The organism is Bradyrhizobium liaoningense, assembly GCF_018130955.1.
Taxonomy (GTDB): domain Bacteria; phylum Pseudomonadota; class Alphaproteobacteria; order Rhizobiales; family Xanthobacteraceae; genus Bradyrhizobium; species Bradyrhizobium liaoningense_C.
In genome coordinates, this window is sequence record NZ_JAFCJM010000023.1 from 30,706 (window position 1) to 51,584 (window position 20,879).

At 63.8% G+C, this 20,879-nt stretch carries 16 protein-coding genes; 7 read left to right on the forward strand and 9 right to left on the reverse strand.

Annotated elements, in window-relative coordinates; all coding sequences use genetic code 11:
• Positions 1-2: 2 nt before the first annotated feature.
• Positions 3-983 carry an amino acid--[acyl-carrier-protein] ligase gene (locus JQ632_RS20110; RefSeq protein WP_212404312.1) on the reverse strand — a complete coding sequence of 327 codons (981 nt, stop codon included), beginning with the start codon at positions 981-983 and terminating at the stop codon, positions 3-5.
• 68 nt (positions 984-1,051) lie between these two features.
• Entirely contained in the window at positions 1,052-2,272 is a 1,221-nt protein-coding gene (locus tag JQ632_RS20115; RefSeq protein ID WP_212404313.1) for an acyl-CoA dehydrogenase family protein, read from the reverse strand.
• Positions 2,273-2,584: 312 nt separating this feature from the next.
• Between JQ632_RS20115 and JQ632_RS20120 the strand changes: the two genes are divergently transcribed.
• The 3 genes from JQ632_RS20120 (at position 2,585) to mtnA (ending at position 5,127) form a co-directional block, all read left to right on the forward strand.
• Positions 2,585-2,857, forward strand: a complete 273-nt coding sequence (locus JQ632_RS20120) for a phosphopantetheine-binding protein (RefSeq protein ID WP_212404314.1) — start codon at positions 2,585-2,587, stop codon at positions 2,855-2,857.
• A 274-nt stretch (positions 2,858-3,131) separates the two neighbouring features.
• The gene (locus JQ632_RS20125; RefSeq protein ID WP_212404315.1) at positions 3,132-4,007 is read left to right on the forward strand and encodes an S-methyl-5'-thioadenosine phosphorylase; all 876 of its coding nucleotides are present in this window, start codon (positions 3,132-3,134) and stop codon (positions 4,005-4,007) included.
• A gap of 16 nt (positions 4,008-4,023) precedes the next feature.
• Positions 4,024-5,127 (forward strand): S-methyl-5-thioribose-1-phosphate isomerase, encoded by a 1,104-nt coding sequence (gene mtnA, locus JQ632_RS20130; protein ID WP_212404316.1) that lies wholly within the window; start codon positions 4,024-4,026, stop codon positions 5,125-5,127.
• Positions 5,128-5,199: 72 nt separating this feature from the next.
• Here mtnA and JQ632_RS20135 read toward each other — a convergent pair whose 3' ends face one another.
• Positions 5,200-5,835 (reverse strand): HAD-IA family hydrolase, encoded by a 636-nt coding sequence (locus JQ632_RS20135; RefSeq protein WP_212404362.1) that lies wholly within the window; start codon positions 5,833-5,835, stop codon positions 5,200-5,202.
• A gap of 93 nt (positions 5,836-5,928) precedes the next feature.
• On the opposite strand from JQ632_RS20135, the gene JQ632_RS20140 reads away from it, so the two are divergent.
• The 3 genes from JQ632_RS20140 to JQ632_RS20150 all read left to right on the forward strand — a co-directional run bounded on the left by JQ632_RS20140 (position 5,929) and on the right by JQ632_RS20150 (position 12,272).
• A complete protein-coding gene (locus JQ632_RS20140; protein WP_212404317.1) occupies positions 5,929-6,690 on the forward strand; it encodes a trypsin-like serine protease in 762 nt (253 codons plus the stop codon).
• 118 nt (positions 6,691-6,808) lie between these two features.
• The gene (locus JQ632_RS20145; protein ID WP_212404318.1) at positions 6,809-8,311 is read left to right on the forward strand and encodes an NAD(P)/FAD-dependent oxidoreductase; all 1,503 of its coding nucleotides are present in this window, start codon (positions 6,809-6,811) and stop codon (positions 8,309-8,311) included.
• A gap of 835 nt (positions 8,312-9,146) precedes the next feature.
• Positions 9,147-12,272, forward strand: coding sequence for an autotransporter domain-containing protein (locus JQ632_RS20150; protein WP_212404319.1), 3,126 nt, complete (start codon positions 9,147-9,149; stop codon positions 12,270-12,272).
• Positions 12,273-12,283: 11 nt separating this feature from the next.
• On the opposite strand, the gene JQ632_RS20155 is transcribed toward JQ632_RS20150, so the two are convergent.
• The 6 genes from JQ632_RS20155 to JQ632_RS20180 all read right to left on the reverse strand — a co-directional run bounded on the left by JQ632_RS20155 (position 12,284) and on the right by JQ632_RS20180 (position 19,918).
• Positions 12,284-13,108: an MlaD family protein gene (locus JQ632_RS20155; RefSeq protein ID WP_212404320.1), complete on the reverse strand. Its 825-nt coding sequence runs from the start codon at positions 13,106-13,108 to the stop codon at positions 12,284-12,286.
• Between the two features lie 85 nt (positions 13,109-13,193).
• Complete coding sequence (locus tag JQ632_RS20160; RefSeq protein ID WP_212404321.1) at positions 13,194-15,413, reverse strand: acetate--CoA ligase family protein; 2,220 nt, start codon at positions 15,411-15,413, stop codon at positions 13,194-13,196.
• A 10-nt stretch (positions 15,414-15,423) separates the two neighbouring features.
• The gene (locus JQ632_RS20165) at positions 15,424-15,648 is read right to left on the reverse strand and encodes a hypothetical protein (RefSeq protein WP_212404322.1); all 225 of its coding nucleotides are present in this window, start codon (positions 15,646-15,648) and stop codon (positions 15,424-15,426) included.
• Positions 15,649-15,707: 59 nt separating this feature from the next.
• Positions 15,708-16,700: a glycosyltransferase family 2 protein gene (locus tag JQ632_RS20170; protein WP_212404323.1), complete on the reverse strand. Its 993-nt coding sequence runs from the start codon at positions 16,698-16,700 to the stop codon at positions 15,708-15,710.
• Between the two features lie 182 nt (positions 16,701-16,882).
• Entirely contained in the window at positions 16,883-17,449 is a 567-nt protein-coding gene (locus JQ632_RS20175) for a class GN sortase (protein ID WP_212404324.1), read from the reverse strand.
• Between the two features lie 198 nt (positions 17,450-17,647).
• Positions 17,648-19,918 (reverse strand): marine proteobacterial sortase target protein, encoded by a 2,271-nt coding sequence (locus tag JQ632_RS20180; RefSeq protein ID WP_212404325.1) that lies wholly within the window; start codon positions 19,916-19,918, stop codon positions 17,648-17,650.
• 186 nt (positions 19,919-20,104) lie between these two features.
• Here JQ632_RS20180 and JQ632_RS20185 point away from each other — a divergent pair, with 186 nt between their 5' ends.
• Positions 20,105-20,863: a helix-turn-helix transcriptional regulator gene (locus JQ632_RS20185; RefSeq protein ID WP_212404326.1), complete on the forward strand. Its 759-nt coding sequence runs from the start codon at positions 20,105-20,107 to the stop codon at positions 20,861-20,863.
• Positions 20,864-20,879 lie beyond the last annotated feature (16 nt).

Sequence of the window (20,879 nt, forward strand, 5' to 3'; positions counted from 1 at the left end):
CTCTAGCGCCAGCCCTCGCCATGGGCATCGACCGCGACCGGCGGCTGAAGCCCCAAGATGTCGCGGACCTTGGCGGGCCAGATCGAGAGGTCGGTGCCGTGGGTGTGGAACATCGCAACCGCAAGCCGGTCCATGCCGAAGGCCACGCAACCAGTGTGCGCGGGTTCGCCATTGACGTCCTGAATGCCCCAGGTCGTGCCAAAATGCTCGCGGTGATAGTTGAAGCTCATGCAAGCGGTCGGCTGCTCCTCGGAGCGCAGCGGGATCAGCAACTCGAACTTGAGCTGCTGCTGTTTCTGGCTCACCGCCTTCATCTGGCCGACGCGGCCGAAGAAGGGATCGCTGGCATAGTCGACGCGGAAGATCAGGCCGAGATCGCGCGCGATCGCCTGCGCGCGCACCATCCAGCGCTCGCGAAAATCGGCGACGTCGTCGGGGCTGCCGATGCAGACATATTCACGCATCCGGAACGATTGCAGCCGATCGAGATGTTTTGACGGCTCGCGGCGGAAGCAGTCGGCCGCGACGTCGAAGCGCAGGCCGCCCTTGGGCAGTTGCCCACGGCTCGCCGCGATTGGATAGACGGGGTAGCAGGCGGCCGGAGACAGCACGAGGTCGGCGGGCGACAGCGACGAGGTCCAGTCGCCGCCGGCGTCGAAGCGGCTCACCGCGGCGTTGATCTCGCGTTCGGTGCCGTGCAGGCCGCAGACGCAGCCGAGCAGGTTCGGAAAGCTCTTGAGGTAGCCGGACTTTTCGAGCTGCGCGCGGCTCATCACCGGCGGAAAGCGCATCACCTCGGTGCCGGCCTCGCGATGCCGGTTGATCAACGCGGCCAGCCGTTCCACGACGTCCTCATAGAGCGCGGTGCGGGCGTAAACGCCGTCGGAGCCCATGCGGTGGAACAGGATGTCGGTGAGATGGTCGAGCGGATCGACGACTTCCGGTGCGGTGTCGGGCGAACTGGGGAGAACGGCAACGTTCATGGGGCTAACTTCCTGCTATCGGCAATTGTTCTTGTTGGTTGCTAAGGCTTGTCAGTTGTGAAGGCTCTCTAATCGTGAAGGCTTGCCGGCACGCCGCTCATCAGCGTCGAGGTTGCGGCATTGGCGAGAATGCGGTCGTTGTTGATCATGATCGGCGAGGAAAGAATGTCGCGCAGGTGACGGCCCATGGTGAAGTCGCCGTCATTGCGGTAGCCGGCGAGACCCGTCGTCCGCATCGCGTGCATCACGGTCTCGACCGCGAGCTCGGAGGCCTGGACCTTCAGCAGCGTGATCGAGGACTGGAAGTCCAGCGAGCCGAGCGCCCGCTCGTCATGCTCGTGACGGGCGAAGGCGCCGACGTTGGAGGCGATGAGAGCGCGAAGCTTTGCCAGCGACATTTTCGCGGCGGTGAAATGGGCCGCCGCCGGCGGCATCTGTCCGCCGGACGAACGGGCCGCCTTGCGGATGAAGGCCTGCGCGCGTTCGACCGCGGCAGCGGCGACGCCGGCCCAGGCCGACGACCAGCACAGATGCGCAAACGGCGTCATGGTCTGGGCGTGGATCTTGTCATAGGCCTCTGGGAATACGCGGTCGGCCGGGCAGTCGACCCGGAGCTCGAAGCCGGTCGAACAGGTCCCGCGCATGCCGAGCGTTTCCCAGCCGAGCGTGCGCTTCAGCGCATAGTCGTCCTTGGCGAGCGCCAGCAGCACCTGGTCGGAAGCGGCGGCGTCGCCGGAGCGACGCGCGATGGTCACGAGACCGTCGGCCTCCGCGCCATAGGAAATGACCGTGGCGTCGCGAACCAGCGAGATCATGTCGTTGTCGTGTCCGACCGCCGCAGCGCTTGCGCGGATATTGCCGCCGTTCTGGCCCTCGGTGGTGGAGGACGCCAGCAGCCACTGGTCGCGGCCGACCCGGCGCATCATGGTTTCCATCCAGGGAATGCCGTGGCCGTGTCTGATGACGCAGGCGACCTTGGTCTGGTGCATCGCATAGATCATCGCCGTGGAAGCGCAGGCGCGCCCGAGCGTGTAGCAGACGTCGGTGACGTCATAGATCGAGGCGCCAAAACCGCCGAACTCGACCGGGATCATGATGCCGAGCAGCTTTTCCGCGCGCGCGACTTCAAACGCCTTGTGCGGGAAGCGGGCTTCGCGGTCCACGCCGTCGGCATCGGCCGCGGCGGCCCTGGCCATCTTGCCGGCGCGCTCGACCAGCGAGGGCATCCGGTCCAGAAAACTCGCCTGGGCATCGTCGACAGGTTGAAGGGTCGCTTCACGCACGTTCATGCTGTCCGCCTCCGGTTCGTCGTTCAAGATCGATCGGCACCAGCCGATGCGCGAACGATCATCCGACCATGTTTGCTTGGAACCAGAGGCTACGGATTTAATTCAAATTCGTCGACGAAATTGAGGGTAAACAAAATTCAATCGAAGCGAACAGTTAAGGCCTGGTTTGCGGCGACCCCCGAATTCCTAACATCGGGTTAGCAATTTCGAAGAAGTATAATTTTATTCAACGTGAGTCATCGTTTCCTAAGACGGCGCGGCTATGGTGCCGCCGATTGCAGGACCGGCCTATAACAATAAGGGAGCTTTCAGATGCAGGCCTTTGAGACCGACGTTCAGGATCGCATCATCAAGCTGGTGCAGGGCATCCTCGCGCAGAATTCGTTGTCTGCGGATGTTGCGCCGGCCGCGCGCCTCGTCGACATCGGGCTGACCTCGATGGACATGGTCAATCTGATGCTGGGCGTGGAAGCCGAGTTCGACTTCACGATCCCGCAAGCCGAGATCACGCCGGAGAACTTCCAGTCGGTCGAGACGTTGTTGCGGATGGTGCTGAACCAGCTGCAGGCGGTGAAGGTGGCGTAGCCGCTCTCGCCAAAAAACAGCGAGCAAGACACGCGACTGTGTCTCCCCGACGTCGTCCTGGCGAAAGCCCATACCGCGGAATCTATCGATTGCGGATGGTGTTAGTCCCCGATGACGATCTTCGCAAAATGAGCTTTTGGGGTAATGGGTCCTGGCTCTCGCCGGGACGACACCGAGGGTGTGAAGCGTCGTCGCGCTCCTGACGGCCGTTCCCCGTTCCAAAACCCTCCCAAAACTGGCATAGCTTGCTCCCATACACACGGGTGGAGCAGGCATGACGCAGGCGGTATTGGGTATCATCGGTGGCTCCGGCATTTACGACCTGCCGGGACTCGAGAACGCTCGTGAAGAGGTGATCAAGAGCCCCTGGGGCGAGCCCTCGGCGCCGGTGCGGCGCGGCAGCATCGCCGGCCTGCCGATCGTGTTTTTGCCGCGCCACGACAAGGGCCACCGGCTGTCGCCCTCCGACATCAACTACCGGGCCAATATCGACGTGCTGAAGCGTGCCGGCGTCACCGACCTGATCTCGCTGTCGGCCTGCGGTTCCTTCAAGGAGGAACTGCCGCCCGGCACCTTCGTGCTGGTCGACCAGTTCGTCGACCGCACCCACAAGCGCGAGAGCTCGTTCTTCGGCAAGGGCTGCGTCGCGCATGTCTCGATGGCGCATCCGGTGTCGCCGCGGCTGCGCATTCACCTTGCCGCGGCCGCGGACGCCGAGGGTATCGCGATCGCGCGGGGCGGCACCTATGTCTGCATGGAGGGGCCGCAGTTCTCCACCTATGCGGAGAGCATGACGTACAAGACTCTTGGCTATTCGGTGATCGGCATGACCAACATGCCCGAGGCAAAGCTCGCCCGCGAGGCTGAGATCTGTTACGCGACCGTCGCCATGGTCACCGATTTCGATTGCTGGCATCCTGACCATGATGCCGTCACGGTTCAGGATATCATCCGCATGCTGACCTCGAATGCGGACCGCGCGAAGGCGCTGGTGGCGCGGCTGGCCAGGGATTTCCCGCGCGAGCATGAGCCGTGCCCGATCGGCTCGGACCGCGCGCTCGACGCCGCATTGATCACGGCGCCGGAGGCACGCGATCCGGAACTTCTGAAGAAACTCGACGCGGTGGCGGGTCGCATCCTGAAGGGTTGAGACGAAAGGGGTCGCGATGAAGGTCGATGGCAAGCATTATCGCAGCATTTGGCGCGAGCGCGATGGTTGGTCAGTTGGCGCGATCGACCAGCGGAGGCTGCCGCACGAGTTCGTCGTCGCGAAGCTGACCTCCTGCGAAGACGCGGCCGTGGCGATCCGCGACATGCTGGTGCGCGGTGCGCCGCTGATTGGTGCCACCGCGGCCTACGGCATGGCGCTCGCCATGCGCGAGGACAGTTCCGATGCCGGCCTGAAGCGTGCCTATGACACGCTCGTCGTGGCGCGGCCGACCGCGATCAATCTGAAATGGGCGCTGGACGAGATGCGCGAGGCGCTCGCGCCGGTCGATCCGGTGGAACGTGCGGAAGCCGCCTATGCGCGGGCCGACGAGATCGTCGAGCAGGATGTCGAGATCAACCGCGGCATTGCCGGCAACGGGCTCGCGCTGATCGAGGCGATTGCCGCGAGGAAGAAGCCCGGCGAAACCGTCAACGTGCTGACCCATTGCAATGCCGGCTGGCTTGCCACCGTGGACTGGGGCACGGCGACGGCGCCGATCTATCTCGCGCATGAGCGCGGCATCAACATCCATGTCTGGGTCGATGAGACGCGGCCGCGCAACCAGGGCGCCTCGCTCACCGCCTGGGAGCTCGGCCATCACGGCGTGCCGCACACGGTGATCCCCGACAACACCGGCGGACATCTGATGCAGCACGGCATGGTCGATCTCGCCATCGTCGGTACCGACCGCGTCGCCGCCAATGGCGATGTCTGCAACAAGATCGGGACCTACCTCAAGGCACTCGCCGCGCACGACAACAATGTGCCGTTCTATGTCGCGCTGCCGTCGCCGACGATCGATTTCGCGGTTAATGACGGCATCAAGGATATTCCGATCGAGCAGCGCAGCGGCACTGAGGTTACCGACATGACCGGCCGCACCGCCGATGGCCGGCTGGAGACGGTGCGCATCGTGCCGGAGGGATCGCCGGTCGCGAACTACGCGTTTGACGTGACGCCCGCGCGGCTGGTCACGGGCCTGATCACCGAACGCGGCGTGCTCAAGCCGGACCGTGCGTCACTGGCGGCGGCGTTTCCGGAGCGGATTGCTCGGTCGTAGCCCGGATGGAGCGAAGCGTAATCCGGGGCCGCTGGTCCCGCATTGCGCTGCGCTCCATGCGGGCTACGTCGCCTACCTAAGCTTCAATCCCGTCGCGGCCTCGAGCTCCGCGATCGCCTGCGCGCCGCTCGTGACCTTGATCGTGCTCATGCCCATCTCGCGCGCGGGCTTCAGGTTGACGCCGAGGTCGTCGAGATAGACGCAACGCTTGGGGTCCACCTTCAGCGTCTCGACCATCAACTGGTAGATGCGCGGGTCGGGCTTGCGCAGCCCGATCTTGGCGGACTCGATGACGTGGTCGAACAGCGCCATCACTTCGGCGACGTAGAGCGTGCGCCCGGTCATGCTGCCGATCGCGTTGGCCGGCAAATTGTTGGTGATGCAGCCGGTCTTGTGCTGCGCCTTGATGCGCTTCAGCGCCTCGACCATCTCCGGCCGCAGATTGCCTTGCAAGAGCGGCAGCACGTCGCGGCCGCGCACCTCGGCGCCGAGCGCGAGCGATTCCGCGGCAAACAACTTGTCGAAGGTCTCGATGTCGACCTCGGCACGCTCGAATTTTGCCCAGGCGTTCTCCAGATGATTGGCCGCGTTGGTGCGCCGGATGATGTCGGCGGGCAGGCCGCGCTCGGTCTCGAACCGCGCGAATGCCTCGAACGGCGAGGTCGTCAGCACGCCGCCAAAATCCCAGATCACCGCCTCGATCGCCAATGTCTTGCCCTCGCTGATTAAGGGCATGACGGCTAGCATGCTGCGTCGGCCGGGACTAGCCCGCAGCGCTTCCAGCGGCTATGCCATGTCTCCATGAAGACAGCGACATTCTCGTCCATTGCCGCGGCGCTGCTGTTCGCGGCCCCGGCCCAGGCCATCGTGAACGGCGGCACGCCGCAGACCGACGGCGTCGCGCGCGCGGTCGTCACCATCGTCGGCTCGCGCGGGAATTTTTGCAGCGGCAGCCTGATCGCACCGAAGCTGGTTCTCACGGTCGCGCATTGCGTGCAGCCGGGTGCCGACTACAAGATCGTCGCCTATGGCGCGGACGGCAAACCGGACCTGCAGAATATCCGGACGGTCGCGATTCATCCCGGCTTCAACATGCAGGCGATGCAGTCGCATCGCGCCACCGCCGACGTCGCGTTGTTGCAGTTGGAAATTCCACTGAAAGGAAAATCGACGGTGCCGGTCGGCGCGCCGCAGATTCCAATCCAGGTCGGCAGCCGCTTCACCATCGCCGGGATCGGCGTCACCGTGCGCGGCGACGGCAAGAGCGGAGGTGCGACGCGCGTTGCAGGCCTCGTTGCAACGGGCAAGCCCGGCACCTTGCAGATTCGTCTCGTCGATCCCGTAACCAACGGTATCAGCGACGGAATCGGCGCCTGCACTGGCGATTCCGGCGGACCCGTATTCGAGGACAGGCCGAATGGTCCCGCTATCATCGGTGTGATCAGCTGGTCGACGGGACCGAACGGCAGCGACGGTTGCGGCGGACTGACCGGCGTCACACCGCTCACGCTCTATCGCGACTGGATATTGCAGACAGCGCGGAGCTGGGGTGCGGCGCTGTGAATTGATTGCGATTTGATCTATGTCATTTTGAGAAACGGGCGCGATGGGTGACCATGACGCGTGCCGCGAGGAAACGCGTCGTCTCGTCAAGGGCGACTATAAAGGCAAAGAACCAACAATGAATGTCGCCGTTCGTACTGCCCAAGACACCAAGCAGGCTTCAGAACATTTCGACATCCTGATCGTCGGCGCCGGCATCTCCGGTATCGGCAGCGCGTATCATCTGACAAAACAGCTTCCGGGCACGAGCTTCGTCATCCTGGAGACGAAGGAGAGTTTTGGCGGCACCTGGATCACGCATCGCTATCCCGGCATTCGCTCGGACAGCGACCTCCATACGTTCGGCTATCGCTTCAAGCCCTGGGTCGGGCCGCCGATCGCAACGGCCGAAGAGATCCTCGCCTACATGAACGATGTGGTCGAGGAGAACGATCTCGACAGGCACATCCGCTACAAGCACAAGATCAATTCGGCGAGCTGGTCGAGCGAGAAGAATCTCTGGACCATTGAGGCAGTCACGACCGACACCGGCGAGCTCAAGATCTTCACCGCGAACTTCCTCTGGATGTGCCAGGGCTATTACCGCCACTCCGAGGGCTACACGCCGGAATGGAAGGGCACGGACAAGTTCAAGGGCCGCATCGTCCATCCGCAGAGCTGGCCTGACGATCTAGACCTCACGAACAAGAAGGTGGTGGTGATCGGCTCCGGCGCGACCGCGGCGACGCTGCTGCCGAACATCGCCGACAAATGCGCGCACGCCACCATGCTGCAGCGCTCGCCGACTTATTTCCGGATCGGCCGCAACGCCATCGAGATCGCCGAGGAGCTGCGCCGGCTCCAGGTCGACGAGGAGTGGATCCACGAGATTACCAGGCGAAAAATCCTGTTCGAGCAGGATGCGTTCACAAAGCTCTGCATCTCGAATCCGGAAGCGGTCAAGAAGGAGCTGATCGGCCAGATCGCCGCGATCCTCGGTCCGGACTACGACGTCAAGACGCACTTCACGCCGACATACAGGCCCTGGCGGCAGCGCATCGCCTTCGTGCCGGATGCCGATCTGTTCAAGGGCATCGCCAGCGGTAAGGCGTCGGTCGTCACCGACGAGATCGAGTGCTTTGTCGAGAACGGCATCCAGCTCAAATCCGGCAAGCTGTTGGAAGCTGACGTCATCGTCACCGCGACCGGCTTCAACCTCTCTACGCTCGGCGACATCGAATTCGAGATCGACGGCAAGCCGCTGGATTTCGGCGACACCGTCACCTATCGCGGCATGATGTTCACGGGCGTGCCGAACATGGTCTGGGTGTTCGGCTATTTCCGCGCGAGCTGGACCCTGCGCGTCGATCTCGTCGGCGACTTCGTCTGCCGCCTGCTCGGACATATGAAGGAAAAGGGCACGAAGAAGGTCGAGGTAAAACTGCGTCCCGAAGACCACAACATGCCGATCCTGCCCTGGATCGATCCGAAAAACTTCAATCCCGGCTACATGATGCGCAACATGAACCTGTTGCCCAAGCGCGGCGACAAGCCGGAATGGCAGCACAGCCAGGACTACTGGACCGAGAAGGACGAGATTCCGAAGACGAATCTCGACGATGCGGCGTTTGTGTATAAGTGAGGGGCGCTAGGGCTCTCCTCGGGTCGTCCCGGCGCAGGACCCATACCCCCAGGGAGAAATTGCGGCGCGAGCTGTTAACCCCGAGTCTTCGCCAAACCCAATCCCGTGGCTATGGATTCCGGGCTCGCGCTTCGCGCGCCCCGGAATGACGGCGACGCTGTCGCAACACACTCCCTTGTCGTCCTGGCGAACCAGGCCGTAAAAAAAACTCAGCGCGCTCGTTTCGACGTAGAATCTGATTCTCTTGCGCGACAGAAGAGAGAACCAAGTAGTCAGTAAAGAGCTTGAAAGCAGGGGGGTGGAGCATCCTGTTCTATCGAGCTCTCCGAATCTTGAGTTTTTGCACAGCCTGGAACGCCAGGACCCATAACCCCAGGGAGATGTTCTGATGCGAGCTGGTGACCCCGAGTCTTCGCCAAACCACGTCCTGGGGTAATGGGTCCTGGATCTGCGCTTCGCTCGTCCAGGACGACGCCGGTTGTTGGTTGTAGCTTTCCAACTCATTCCGAGCAAAACTACGAATTCGTTCGCGTCGCGGCGCCGCCGATCGCTGCGAACACCGCGGCGATGCAGAAGGCGAAGATCACCATCTCTGGTCCACCGCGGCCACTCCGGCATGATCAATTCCGGCGAAAGCGCGCGGCGCCGCCGTCTGCCCCTATAATAGCCGACGGGCATTTGCGTGCCCGAAATGACAATCGAGCCCCAAAAACGTGGCTCGGTTGCAACATCGCGGCCTAAATCTGCTCCAGTTGTGACGATTCCCGGGCGTCCGTAGTTTCACGGAGGGAACCAGTCGCCTATTTTACCGGCGTCGCCGCAGGTGGCGCCGGGAATGAGGGGCGTTGGGGTGGGGTGTCGGTTGCCATCGAGCGGGCAGGGTGGGCTGTGCCGCAGCACGGCCGTGTCGTCCGTCGTGGCGGTCCTGCTTGGCCTTTGCCTTTCTGCAACATCCGCACATGCCCAATGCGCGCCGGATCCGGCGGCAAGCGGCCAGACGGTCACCTGTAGCGGCCTCGATATCAATGGCTTTGCGGCCAGCGGCGGCGTCAACAATCTGACCGTGAATGTGCTGACGGGCGCGACCGTCAACGACAACGGCACGGCGGCGATCAGCGTCAACGACGTCAACGTCGTCAACAACAACGGGACGATCTCGGTTGCCTCGGGCCTGACCGGCATCAGCGCGGGCAGCAACAACACCATCACCAACAACGCCGGGATCGTGGCGCTCGACAACGGCATCGGCATCCAGGCTGTGAACAACAACACGATCGCCAACAACGGAACGATCGCGACCGGCGACGCTGGCGTGGCGATCACGGTCTTCGACAACAACACGATCACCAACAGCGGCTCGCTTCTGACCGGAGCTTCGAGCTCGGCCATCTTTGCCGGCGCGAACAGCACCGTCACCAATACAGTCAGCGGCATCATCACCGCGCTCAACGACTCGAATGCCATCTTCGTCGCGGGCAACAGCACCGTCACCAACGCCGGGTCGATCACGATCGGCGATGCGGCCGCGCTGGGGGCCGGTATCGCCGCGATCAACGACAACAACACGATCACCAACACCGCGACCGGAACCATCGCCGTTGGGCAGAACGGCGCCGGCATTTTCGTGCAGGGCAATTTGGCCACCGTCGGCAATGCCGGCACGATCAAGGCAGGCCAGATCGGTGTTGGCATTGCCGTGTTCGGCGACGATGCGAAGGTGACGAACGACGGCAAGATCATATCCGACGACTTCGGGGCAGGTATTTCGGTGCAGGGCGATCGCGCCACGATCACCCAGAACAGTTCGGTGTCCGTCGGCTTCGCCGGCGCCGGCATCGCCTATGCAGGCTCGTCATCCACGATCACGAACAGCGGGACGATTTTGGGTCTGGATTCTGCCGAGGGCATGTTCGTGGTCGGCGACGGCAACACGGTCGTCAACCGCGGGACGATTACCCTCGGTGACGGCGGGGTCGGCATCGACGTGAACGGGCCGGGAGTGATCACCAACCAGATCGTCAATACCGGTACGATTACTGTCGGTAACGGCGGTGTCGGCATTTCTCTGGCCGGCGGTGGCAGCGTCTTCAATTCGGGGACCATCAATGCCGCGGGCGGTACGGCGATCGAGTTCTGCGGCTGTGGCAACAACGTGCTCACCCTCGGCCCTGGCAGTGTGATCAATGGTCAGGTACTCGGCTCGGGCACCGACACGTTCCAGCTCGGCGGCACCGGCAAGGATACGTTCTTCCTCAGCGACATCGGCACCGGCCTCCAGTACGACGGGTTCACGACGTTCAACAAGGTCGACAGCTCCAACTGGACCGTGACCGGCGTCGGCAACCAGGACTGGAACGTGCTCGGCGGCACGCTCACCGTGCAAGGCGTGATCAACGGCAATGTCACGGTCAGCGCCGGCGGCACGCTCAGCGGCGAGGGCGAGATCGGCAACGCCATCATCAACGGCGGCACGCTGGCGCCGGGCAACCCGACCGGCACGTTCACTGTCAACGGCAATCTTTCGATGACGAGCGCATCGAGCTACATGGTTCAGATCTCGGGTCCGAATAGCGGCTTTACCGCGGTCCTTGGCTCGGCAACGCTCAACGGCACCACCGTCGTGGCCGTTCCGGTCGGCACGATCGAGAAGCACTACACCATCCTGAGCGCGACCGGCGGTGTCCTCGACAAGTTCAACCCGGTCGTCGCAGGTCTCTCGCCGAACCTGCACGCGACGCTGAGCTACGATCCGAACAACGTCTTCCTGGATTTCGCGCTGAACTACGGTCCCGGTCTCAACATCAACCAGCAGAACGTGGCCAACGCCCTGACGCGCGTCTTCAACACCACGGGCAGCATTCCCGTGGCGTTGGCCAACCTCACGCCCCAGGGCCTGACACAGGCCTCGGGCGAGCCTGGTACCGGGTCGCAGCAGGCGACGTTCAACGCCATGAACATGTTCCTCGGCCTCCTGACCGACCCGTTCTCGGCCGGCGGCGGCGCTCCCGGCGCTACGCCGTTTGCCGAAGAGACCAGCGCGAACGCCTATGCGTCGACCGGCAAGAATGCGCGCGACGCCTTTGCCTCCATCTACCGCAAGGCATCGCCGGCCAATTTCGACCAGCGCTGGAGCGTATGGGCGGCGGGCTTTGGCGGTTCGCAGACCACCGACGGCAATGCCGCGCTCGGCTCGAGCAGCACGACCAGCAACGTCTACGGTACCGCCGTCGGCTTCGACTATCGCTTCTCGCCCGCGACGATTGCCGGTTTCGCGCTCGCCGGCGGCGCCACCAACTTTGGCGTCAACGGCCTCGGCTGGGGCCACTCCGATCTGTTCCAGGCCGGTGCCTTCATTCGCCACACCTCGGGCCCGGCCTACATCACGGCGGCACTGGCCTATGGCTGGCAGGACGTCACCACCAACCGCATCGTCACGGCGGCCGGCTACGATCAGTTGCGCGCGCAGTTCAACGCCAACGCATTTTCGGGCCGTCTCGAGGGTGGCTATCGCTACGTGACGCCCTGGATGGGCGTGACGCCCTACGCTGCGTTGCAGGCGACCAACTTCAACCTGCCGAATTATGCGGAAAACGCTGTTGTCGGCTCCAACGCCTTTGCGCTCACTTACGCGGCCAAGAGCGTGACCGACACCCGCACGGAGCTCGGCCTGCGCACCGACAAATCCTTTGCCGCCTATAATAGTGTGATCACGCTGCGCGGCCGCGTCGCCTGGGCGCATGATTTCAATCCGGACCGTACCATCGGTGCGGTGTTCCAGACGCTGCCGGGCGCCGCCTTCGTCGTCAACGGCGCCGCGCTTTCCCGCGACTCCGCGCTGACCACGGCCTCGGCCGAGGTGAAATGGATGAACGGCTGGTCCGCGATCGGGACGTTCGAAGGCGAGTTCTCGAATGTGACGCGATCCTACGCCGGCAAGGGCGTCGTCCGCTATGCCTGGTAAGGCCTACCCGATCACTGCTTCTGTTGCTGCGGCGGCCTGCGCGGCGGACGCGGAGGGGCGGGCGTGCCGGCCATCTTGTTGGCGGCCTCGCTGACGTCGAGCAGCATGCGGCGGCCGTCCTCGATGAACGTCGCCGACTTCTTCTTCATGCTGTCGGCCATCTCGCGCAGCGATTTGACCTTCTCGAACAACTCGTCCGCCTTGCCGTTGGCGAGGCTCGGCACAACGCCCTCGATCTTGTTCACCGCGCTGTCGACACTCGCGAACGCGCTCTCGGTCTTGGTCATGATGGCGTCGATCGCCTCACCCTTGCTCTTGAGGTCGGCGGTATAGTTCTCGAAATTGTGCAGGCCGTCCTTGATCAGGGCTTCGTTGCTGACGATCATGCGATCGACATTGTGCAGGGTCTCGACGATGGACTCGGCATCGCTGAGATCGGCGACCAGCACGGGGACGCCGTCGTGGTCCAGCGGCACCGGGGGCGCGGCCGGGGCGCCGCCGATCAGCGAGACCGCGGCAACGCCGGTCAGGCCCTGAAACTCGATGCCGGCCACCGTGTCCTTGCGGATCGGCGCATTGTTGTCGAGCATCACCAGGGCGACGACCTTGCGCGGATTGTCCAGCTTGATCGACAGGATCTGACCGGCCGGAACGCCGTCGAAATTGACCGGCCCGCCCTTGCGCAGGCCGCTTGCGGAGCCACCCTCGAACACCACGCGCAGCAGGCTGCGCTGCTGGGCCGTGCGGAATTTCTGCACGGCGAGCATGCCCCCGAACGCCACGGCGATTGCCGCCAGCGTCACGGTTCCGCTCAACAAATTACTCTTGCGCGCCATCGCTCCTCGGCCTCGACCCCCGAAGGGAGTCGCTCGCCGATTTTATGGGCAAAGGCGGCGAAGTGGAAGCCGATCAGTGCCTTGATTAGTGTCTTGCCGCCCGCTTTGCCGCGGCATTGTTAAGGACGATGAGGGCGTCCACGGCGACGCCGGTCTTGGGATTGATCAGGAAGGGATTGATGTCGATCGAGGCGATGCGGTCGCCGGCGTCGGCGATCAGGTTGGACAAGCCGACCAGTGCCTTCACGGCCGACGCCTGATGCAGTGCCGGCCTGCCGCGATAGCCCGCCATCTTGACGCCGGCCTTGGTGCGGCCGATCAAGGCCCGCGCCTCCGCTTCGTCCAGCGGCGCGCCGGCGAGCGCAACGTCCTTCAACAGCTCGATGTCGATGCCGCCGGTGCCGAACAGCACCACAGGACCCATCTCGGCATCGAGCGAGGCACCGACCAAGAGCTCGAGATCGGCCTTGACCTGCTGGGCGATCAAAATGCCGTCGAGCTTCGGCTTGCCCTTCAGCCTCTTCACCCGCGCGGTGATATCGTTGAACGCTTTCTTCACCTCGGCGACGCTATTGAGGTTGAGCACCACGCCGCCGATGTCGGACTTGTGGAGGATCTCGGCGCTGACGACTTTTGCCACCACGGGAAAGCCGATCTGCTTGGCGAGCTTGATCGCTTCTGCCGGCGTCGGCGCGATGCCTTCCTTCGAGATCGGAATGCCGTACGCCTTCAAGAGCTTCTTGGAGGCGACTTCGTCGAGCGCCGCTCCCTGCGCCTCTCTCAGCGTCTTCTCCAGCACGGCGCGGGCGGATGCCTTCGAGCCCGACACGATGTCGGGCACTTCCTTGCGCAGCCTGGCATAGTCGAGCAGCGACTTGATCGCGGTGACCGCGCGATCCAGGCCCTGCATGACCGCGATATGCGGCAGCGATTTGCGCAGGCCCTTGGTGAATTCCGTGAAGCCGATCGACATCGCGCTGATGTAGATCACCGGCTTGCCGGCCCGGCTCGCCATGCCGTCGACGATGCGCAAATTCCGCTCGCGCAGCTCATGCGGCGCCTTCGGCAGCTCGGCGTCGATGATGACGACGTCGATGTCGGGGTCGTCGATCATCAGCTTGATCGATTTCATGTAGACGGATGGATCGACCACGGCGGCAAAACCGGCATCGAGCGGATTGCCGACGATCGAGCCCGGCCCCAGCATTTTTGCGAGCTCGCCGCTGACATGCTTGCTGAGCGGTGCGAAGTTCAGCCCTGCGGCATGAAAGGCGTCGATCAGGAGTCCGCGCTTGCCGCCCGAGAGGGTCACGGCGGCGAGCCGGTCGGCCTTCGGCACGGCGGCATGGACGAAACACTCGGTGGTCTCGATCAGCTCGTCCAGGCCGCGCACCCGGATCACACCCTCGCGCGTCGCGATCGCGTCGAACGTTTCGATGGAACCGGCGAGCGCCCCGGTATGCGCCATGGCCGCCGCGCGCCCGCCTTCGGACGCGCCGAGCTTGAGTGCGATCACAGGCTTGCTCGCCGCACGCGCGACCTTGCAGGCGTCGCGGAACGCCTTGGTGTTCCGCACGCCTTCGAGATAGACGACGATGACGCGGATGCTCGGATCGGCAGCGAAATAGCGCATCAGGTCCGGCGTCTCGAGCCCGGCCTCGTTGCCGGTCGTGACCATGTAGCCGACGCCGACGCCGCGATCCTCCAGCGCCTGCCGGATCGCCATGACGATGGCGCCGGACTGGCCGGCGATCGCCACCGCGCCCTGTTCCATGGTCACGACGCGGTCGTCGATATTGGTGAAGAGCTTTTCGCCAGCGCTCAGGTTTCCGAGGCAATTGGGCCCCGTGACCGCAAGCCCGGTCTCGCGCACCGCCTGCTGCAATTCGGCCGCGAGCTTCTGGCTCTCTTCGTCCTGCAGTTCGCTGAAGCCCGAGGTCACGATGGTGGCCGAGCGCGCGCCGGCCGCGGCCGCGTCGCGGATCACCTGCACGGCGAAGCGCGCCGGAACCAGCACCAGCACGTGATCGGGCTTTTCGGGCAGGCTCGCAAAGTCCTTGTAGCAGGTGATGCCCCAGATCGCCTCGCGCTTGGCGTTGACGGGATAGAGCCCGCCTTCGTATCCGTACTTGACGAGATTGTTCCAGATGCGCTCGGCATAGTTGCCGGGCTTGTCCGTTGCGCCGACCAGCACGATGTTGCGCGGATGCAGCATCGCGTGGATGCCTTTGACGACGTCGCTGGCATCTGATGCAGGCGACCATGGGCTCGGAGAAACGGATGCTTTGGTCACCTGAGCTTCCATGGTGCGATCCCTACATTTTGTTAGCTGCGCCGTTCTCGGCGGCGCGTTTCTCTTTTGTAGGGTGAGATTCAGAGGGTGGCAACCTGGTGCGCGTATGCCGCGCGACGGAATAGGCGTCGATGCGCCGGAGCATGATCCGGAAAAGTGTGAAGCGGTTTTCCCTCGCGACAAACGCGGAACGCGTTTGCGCGGAGATCATGCTCAAAAAAACACCTGAAGCACGATGACGATTCATCCAAGTCTCATCGCGCTTCAAAGGTCGTCGATCGCCTTCAAGCGGTCTATCAGTCGCGATCAGTAACGCAGCGCGCCGAATTTGTAGCCGTAATGATAGGCGATCTGGAGCATCAGATATGCTGCGATGGCTCTGCGGATCTCCGTTTGCGTCGGATCGAAGCCGAGCGCGCGCCGCCGCAAGATACCCATCTCCTTGACACCGACCGCGTAGGTCGCGGCGGTCTTCTGCGCATCGTGGATGCGGAAGCACGCAAGGAATCGCGGCAAGCGGCGGAACTTGAATCCTGTCGCCTGCGCGCGGAGGATGAAATCCCAGTCCATCGCGTAGTGGAAGCTTTCGTCGATCGGTCCGATCTTGTCCCAGACGCGCTTGCGCCAGAACATCGTCTCCTGCGGGATGTAGTCGGCGTATTGCAGCACCTTGCCATTGTAGGGCGGCAGCACGGAGCGACCGACCTCGAGCCCGTCACGATCGACGAAGACGCGATGGCCATAGACGATGTCGACGTCCGGGTGCGCCATGAAGTAGTTCGCGACATAGGCGAGCGTGCCGGGCAGCAGCATGTCGTCGCTGTTGAGATAGGCCATGATCTCGCAATCGACATCGGCCAGGCCCAGGTTGATGGCGTTGGACTGACCCGCGTCGCGCTCGCTGCGCCAGCTGATGCTGTCGCCGCGGCTCTTCAGGAGATCGAGCGTGCCGTCGATCGAGGCACCATCCTGCACGTGATAGTACAGGTTCGGATAGTTCTGGCTGACGATGCTGTCGATCGTGGCGCCGAGATAGTGCGCGTGATTGTAACTCGGCGTGACCATCGCAATGCGCGGCGCGTTCGCCGGCGGAGGCGGCGCCGGCTGAAAGCTGTTCATGTTGAGCAGGCGCGGTGGATATTGCTCGAAGGTCCACATCGGCGGACGCCGCCACAGGCTGCGCAGCGTCGTTCGCCGCTGGCCGGCTGCGATCAGGTGCTGGTTTCTTTCCAGAAGCGCAATGCGGTTCTCGAGTTCCTCCACTTGCTGCAAGAGTTTTTTCTGAAGTTCCTCGTCCATACCCGTGTCCTGCAGCCGCAGAAAAGGGGGTTCCGCGCGCCAACCCCCTTTATAGGTCTACGGCCGTTAATGCCAGTTCAGTTCCGGCCCAAAATGGCCGCAACGTGAATCGTGCTTCAGATGAGAAGCCTCCAGCGGAACAAGCAGATAGCAGGTTTTGGGAAGCGAATGGCGGGGTTTGGTTAATCAGGGCCGATCATGGTGGCGTGCAGGATATAGCGCTCGGGCCCCGGCGTCAGCGCGTCGAACGGCCAGCAGGTCGATAGCACCAGCTCATGACCCTGTGTCGCAAGGTCGATGCCGGATGCGTCGAAACGGACCACGGCAGAATAATCGGAGCGGTAGCGGAAGCGCTTGCCGTCGCTGCGCGTGATGTCGATCTCGTCGCCGACGGACACATTTTGCAAGAAGCGGAAATGCGTATCGCGATGCGCCGAATAGACGGCGACGCCGCGTTCGCCGGCATTGGCGGTTTGCTCGACATGGCCGGGCCCGAAGGCGAGCGCCTGGCCACTGCTGCCGGCGAGCACGATGGCGTGCGCGCCGATCCGCTTCACCTCGACCCGGGCGACCGGCCAGGTATCCGCCCACGACCACGGCTTGGTCGGCTGGCCGGTCGCGACGCTCTGCGCAAAGGCGCGCTCGAGCAGCACCTGCGCCAGCCATGCCTTGGCGTGGATATAGGCGCCGTCGCCGAACAGGATGGCGCCGACGAGGGCAAGGGCGAGCGGAGAGATGAAGCGGGGCATTTTGCCTGGACTCCCTGCATTACGAGCGAAGCGAAACAATCCAGTGCGTCTCAGCGGTGGCAGACCGGATTGCTTCGGAATTCACGCACCTCGCAATGACAATCGCGAAGAAAAAGGCGCGCGCGGCCGTTGGACGGGACGGGCAGCCGCGCGCGCACAAGAAGAGGAGTCGGGTGAGGTCTCCTCTTTCACCCGGCGTCAATGAGCAAGGAGTTGACGCCGGTTGAACACGAACAGGAACAGGCTGAGCAGGAGCAGGATGAGGCCTGCGATCATCTTCAATTCGGAGGTCGTCGCCGTCTTCGGTAGCCGGACCGTGTCGGGCTGGGCGGCAGGCGCTGGCCGTCGCGTCGCTGTCCGGCCGGTCGCATCCGCACGCCGCTCCCGGAGCTGTGCCGGCACTTGCTGCATCTGTTCGCCGAACACCTTCTCGAAATCCCAGCCGGCCGGCAGGTTGATCGGCAGCTCGCTGAGCCTGAGCGGCTCGCCGGCGGGACGACTTGGCGTCTTGTCGACGGCAACGAGGCTGGTCAGCCGGGTGACGAGCTGATGCTCGAGCGCAAGCGCCAAGATGGTCTTGTCGGCATCCTCCTGGGTCAGCTCGCGCATGGTGCGCGCGACTTCGGCGTCGCCGATCTTGCGGTTGGCCCAAAGTTTTGACAGGCCCTTGCCTTCGGCGGCATTGCTGAGCGGCAGCGTCACCGACCACGGCCGGTCGCCGACCCGGCCCTTGATCTCGAAGGAGCCATCGAGCTTGTCGAGTTTCGCGGCCAGCACCAGCGGCTCGTCGCGATAGACGTCGGGCACCATCGCTGGCGTGACGTCGGCATGGGTGTCCGAGAATTTGGCGCTCAGGCCGGTGACGGCCGGATTCTCCAGCTTGGCGAACAGGCCGCGCATGCGCTCCTCGACCTGCTCGACCGATCCGATATGGGTGAAGGCGCCGCGCCCGAGCTCGGAGGCGCGCGTCATCAGATAGGTGTTGGGCGCAGATCCGATGCCGACCATGAAGATGCGCGAGCGGCCGCGCATCGCCGTGATCGTTTCGAACAATTGCTGCTCATTGCCGATCGCGCCGTCGGTCAGGAACACGACCTGGCGAAGCATATTCGTGTCGCCGATCCCATCGGTCAGCGCCGCGCGCATCGCCGGCACCATTTCCGTGCCGCCGCGCGCCTGCAGCGCGCTCACGAAGGAGGTCGCCTCGCGAATGTGGTCGGCATCGGCCGGCACCGAGGCTGGAAACAGAGCGTCCATCGTGTCGTCAAAACGGATGACGTTGAAGCGGTCGTTGGGCTGCAGACGGCCGAGCGCGTAGAGCAGGCTGGCCTTGGCCTGCACGATGGATGTGCCGCCCATCGAGCCGGAATTGTCAATCACGAACACCGCTTCGCGGGGCAGCGGCTTCTGCGTGGCTTGATCCAGCGTCGGAGGTGTGACGAAGGCGAGCAGATAGTCGGCGTCTCCGACATGTTCGCGGAACAGGCCGACAGACGGCGCCTTCTCTGCCGCCGGTTTCCAGGTCAGCTCGAAATCGCGGTCGGCGGGAACGGTATCATCGGCGAGCCTGACAATACGCGTCGTCGCGTCGGGACTGTCGGTCTTGACCGCGTGGTGATGGCTTTTGACGTCGCCGAGCGGAAATCCGGCCTGCAGGCGAACCGTGATGCTGGTCGGATTGATCGGCGGATTCTTCCGGGGATCGAGCACCGGCGGCGTGATGCGGTCGCGGTCGGGCACCGGATCGGTCTTGGTCGCGCCCCAGCCGGAGCCGTCCGGACGGAAATCGACGCTCTGCACGATGGGTGAGGGATTGTAGCGCGGGCCCACCACCAGCGGCACGCGCAGCGAATATTCGTTGCCGGACTGGTGTACGGGCTCCTGATATTCGATCTGCACCAGCACGGTCTCGCCGGGGCCGATATTGGCGACCGAGTTGGTAAAAATGTTCGGCCGCTGCTGCTCGGTCAGCGCCGCCTTCTGGCCATCGCGGCGCGCTTGCTCGTAGATCACGCGCGCCTGCTGCCGCTCCTTGATGTCGCCGATGATGACGCGGTCGCCGACCACCATCTTCAGCGTGTCGACGGCGCCGTTGGTCGCCAGTGGGTAGACGTACGTCGCCTCCACCCAGTCCTTGCCGGGGTTGCGGAAGATCTGGGTGACACGGGCGCGCAGCGTCGGGCCCGAGACCGTGATGTCGACGTCGATGCCGAGCCTGACGGCTTCGGTCGTGACGCCGTCGTCCTTCAGCAGCAGCGTCCCCGAAAGGGCCTCAGCGGGTTGCAGCAGGGTCGCCTGGTCCGATGTGGCCGACCAGGCCGGGTCGAGACTGACGAAAAGGCTGACCAGGAGGGCCACGAAACCGATCAGGATCACGGCGATGCCCTGCACGAGGAGAACCAGCCCCAGCTTGATCAATTGCCTCAGCATGGGGTGCTCGTCGCTTTCGATGTCGCTGATGGTGCTCATTTCGCCTGCTCCCGAAGACCGTCTGGCCACGCTCCAAATCTGCCGGGAGGGCGGATTTTCGCGAGCAGAATGATCGGCAATGTTCTGCCGCCCGCCATCCGGGGACGGTGCGGCGGAGGTGGCGATGTACGGTTTTGTGCTGATTTGTCCGTCTGCTAGACTGGCGCCATGGGAGCAGGAAACGGGATGCAGACGCCGGACAAGCAGCTCACGGACGAGCAAAGCCGTGAGGTCGCCGAGAAGATTCGCGAAGAGATCGCGAAACGCCGGATTTCCCGGCAGACACTGGCCGAGCAGGCAAAGCTCAGCCTGTCGACGCTGGAGAAAGTGCTCGGCGGACGTCGGCCGTTCACGCTCGCGACCACGGTGCGGCTGGAGCAGGCGCTGGGCGTATCGCTGCGCCGGAGTTCGCCTGTGCCTGTCGCCCCCGGCGGCAACGATGTCGCGCCCGACAGTCTCGGCTCCTACTCACACCGTGCCGTGACCTGGCTGGAGGACGTCTACATCACGCTGCGGCCGTCCTTCGGCGACAAGGACGCGATCTTCGCCTACCGCACCGAAATCGTCTGGGAGCCCGCCGTCTCCTCACTCGTCTTCCGCGAGGGCGACCGAACCGATGCCGCCTATGAGCACACCGGTGAGGTCGCCGTCCCCCACCAGTCGGGCTTCATCTACCTCGTCATCAACCGCCACGGCCAGCACCGCGTCATCACCGTGTCGCGGCCGACGGTGGCCGGCGAGATGTACGGGATCATCTCGACGCTCCGTGCCGGTCCCGGATCGCAACTGACGCCGATTGCTGCGCCGATCGCCTTCGTCCCGTTCAGAAACGTCGAGAAACCGACCTTGGGGCGGATTGCGATCGACAATGTCAATCATGCGCTGTACCAGAACCATCTGCGCCGCACCGTGGACGAGCCGTTTGCGCTGTTTCTTCCGGTCTAGCAGCGGTTCTTCATCT

Coding starts and splice junctions, on each gene's coding strand:
- JQ632_RS20110 (WP_212404312.1), bottom strand. CDS start 983: ATGAACGTTGCCGTTCTCCCCAGTTCGCCCGACACCGCACCGGAAGTC.
- JQ632_RS20115 (WP_212404313.1), bottom strand. CDS start 2,272: ATGAACGTGCGTGAAGCGACCCTTCAACCTGTCGACGATGCCCAGGCG.
- JQ632_RS20120 (WP_212404314.1), top strand. CDS start 2,585: ATGCAGGCCTTTGAGACCGACGTTCAGGATCGCATCATCAAGCTGGTG.
- JQ632_RS20125 (WP_212404315.1), top strand. CDS start 3,132: ATGACGCAGGCGGTATTGGGTATCATCGGTGGCTCCGGCATTTACGAC.
- mtnA (WP_212404316.1), top strand. CDS start 4,024: ATGAAGGTCGATGGCAAGCATTATCGCAGCATTTGGCGCGAGCGCGAT.
- JQ632_RS20140 (WP_212404317.1), top strand. CDS start 5,929: ATGAAGACAGCGACATTCTCGTCCATTGCCGCGGCGCTGCTGTTCGCG.
- JQ632_RS20145 (WP_212404318.1), top strand. CDS start 6,809: ATGAATGTCGCCGTTCGTACTGCCCAAGACACCAAGCAGGCTTCAGAA.
- JQ632_RS20150 (WP_212404319.1), top strand. CDS start 9,147: ATGAGGGGCGTTGGGGTGGGGTGTCGGTTGCCATCGAGCGGGCAGGGT.
- JQ632_RS20155 (WP_212404320.1), bottom strand. CDS start 13,108: ATGGCGCGCAAGAGTAATTTGTTGAGCGGAACCGTGACGCTGGCGGCA.
- JQ632_RS20160 (WP_212404321.1), bottom strand. CDS start 15,413: ATGGAAGCTCAGGTGACCAAAGCATCCGTTTCTCCGAGCCCATGGTCG.
- JQ632_RS20165 (WP_212404322.1), bottom strand. CDS start 15,648: ATGAATCGTCATCGTGCTTCAGGTGTTTTTTTGAGCATGATCTCCGCG.
- JQ632_RS20170 (WP_212404323.1), bottom strand. CDS start 16,700: ATGGACGAGGAACTTCAGAAAAAACTCTTGCAGCAAGTGGAGGAACTC.
- JQ632_RS20175 (WP_212404324.1), bottom strand. CDS start 17,449: ATGCCCCGCTTCATCTCTCCGCTCGCCCTTGCCCTCGTCGGCGCCATC.
- JQ632_RS20180 (WP_212404325.1), bottom strand. CDS start 19,918: ATGAGCACCATCAGCGACATCGAAAGCGACGAGCACCCCATGCTGAGG.
- JQ632_RS20185 (WP_212404326.1), top strand. CDS start 20,105: ATGCAGACGCCGGACAAGCAGCTCACGGACGAGCAAAGCCGTGAGGTC.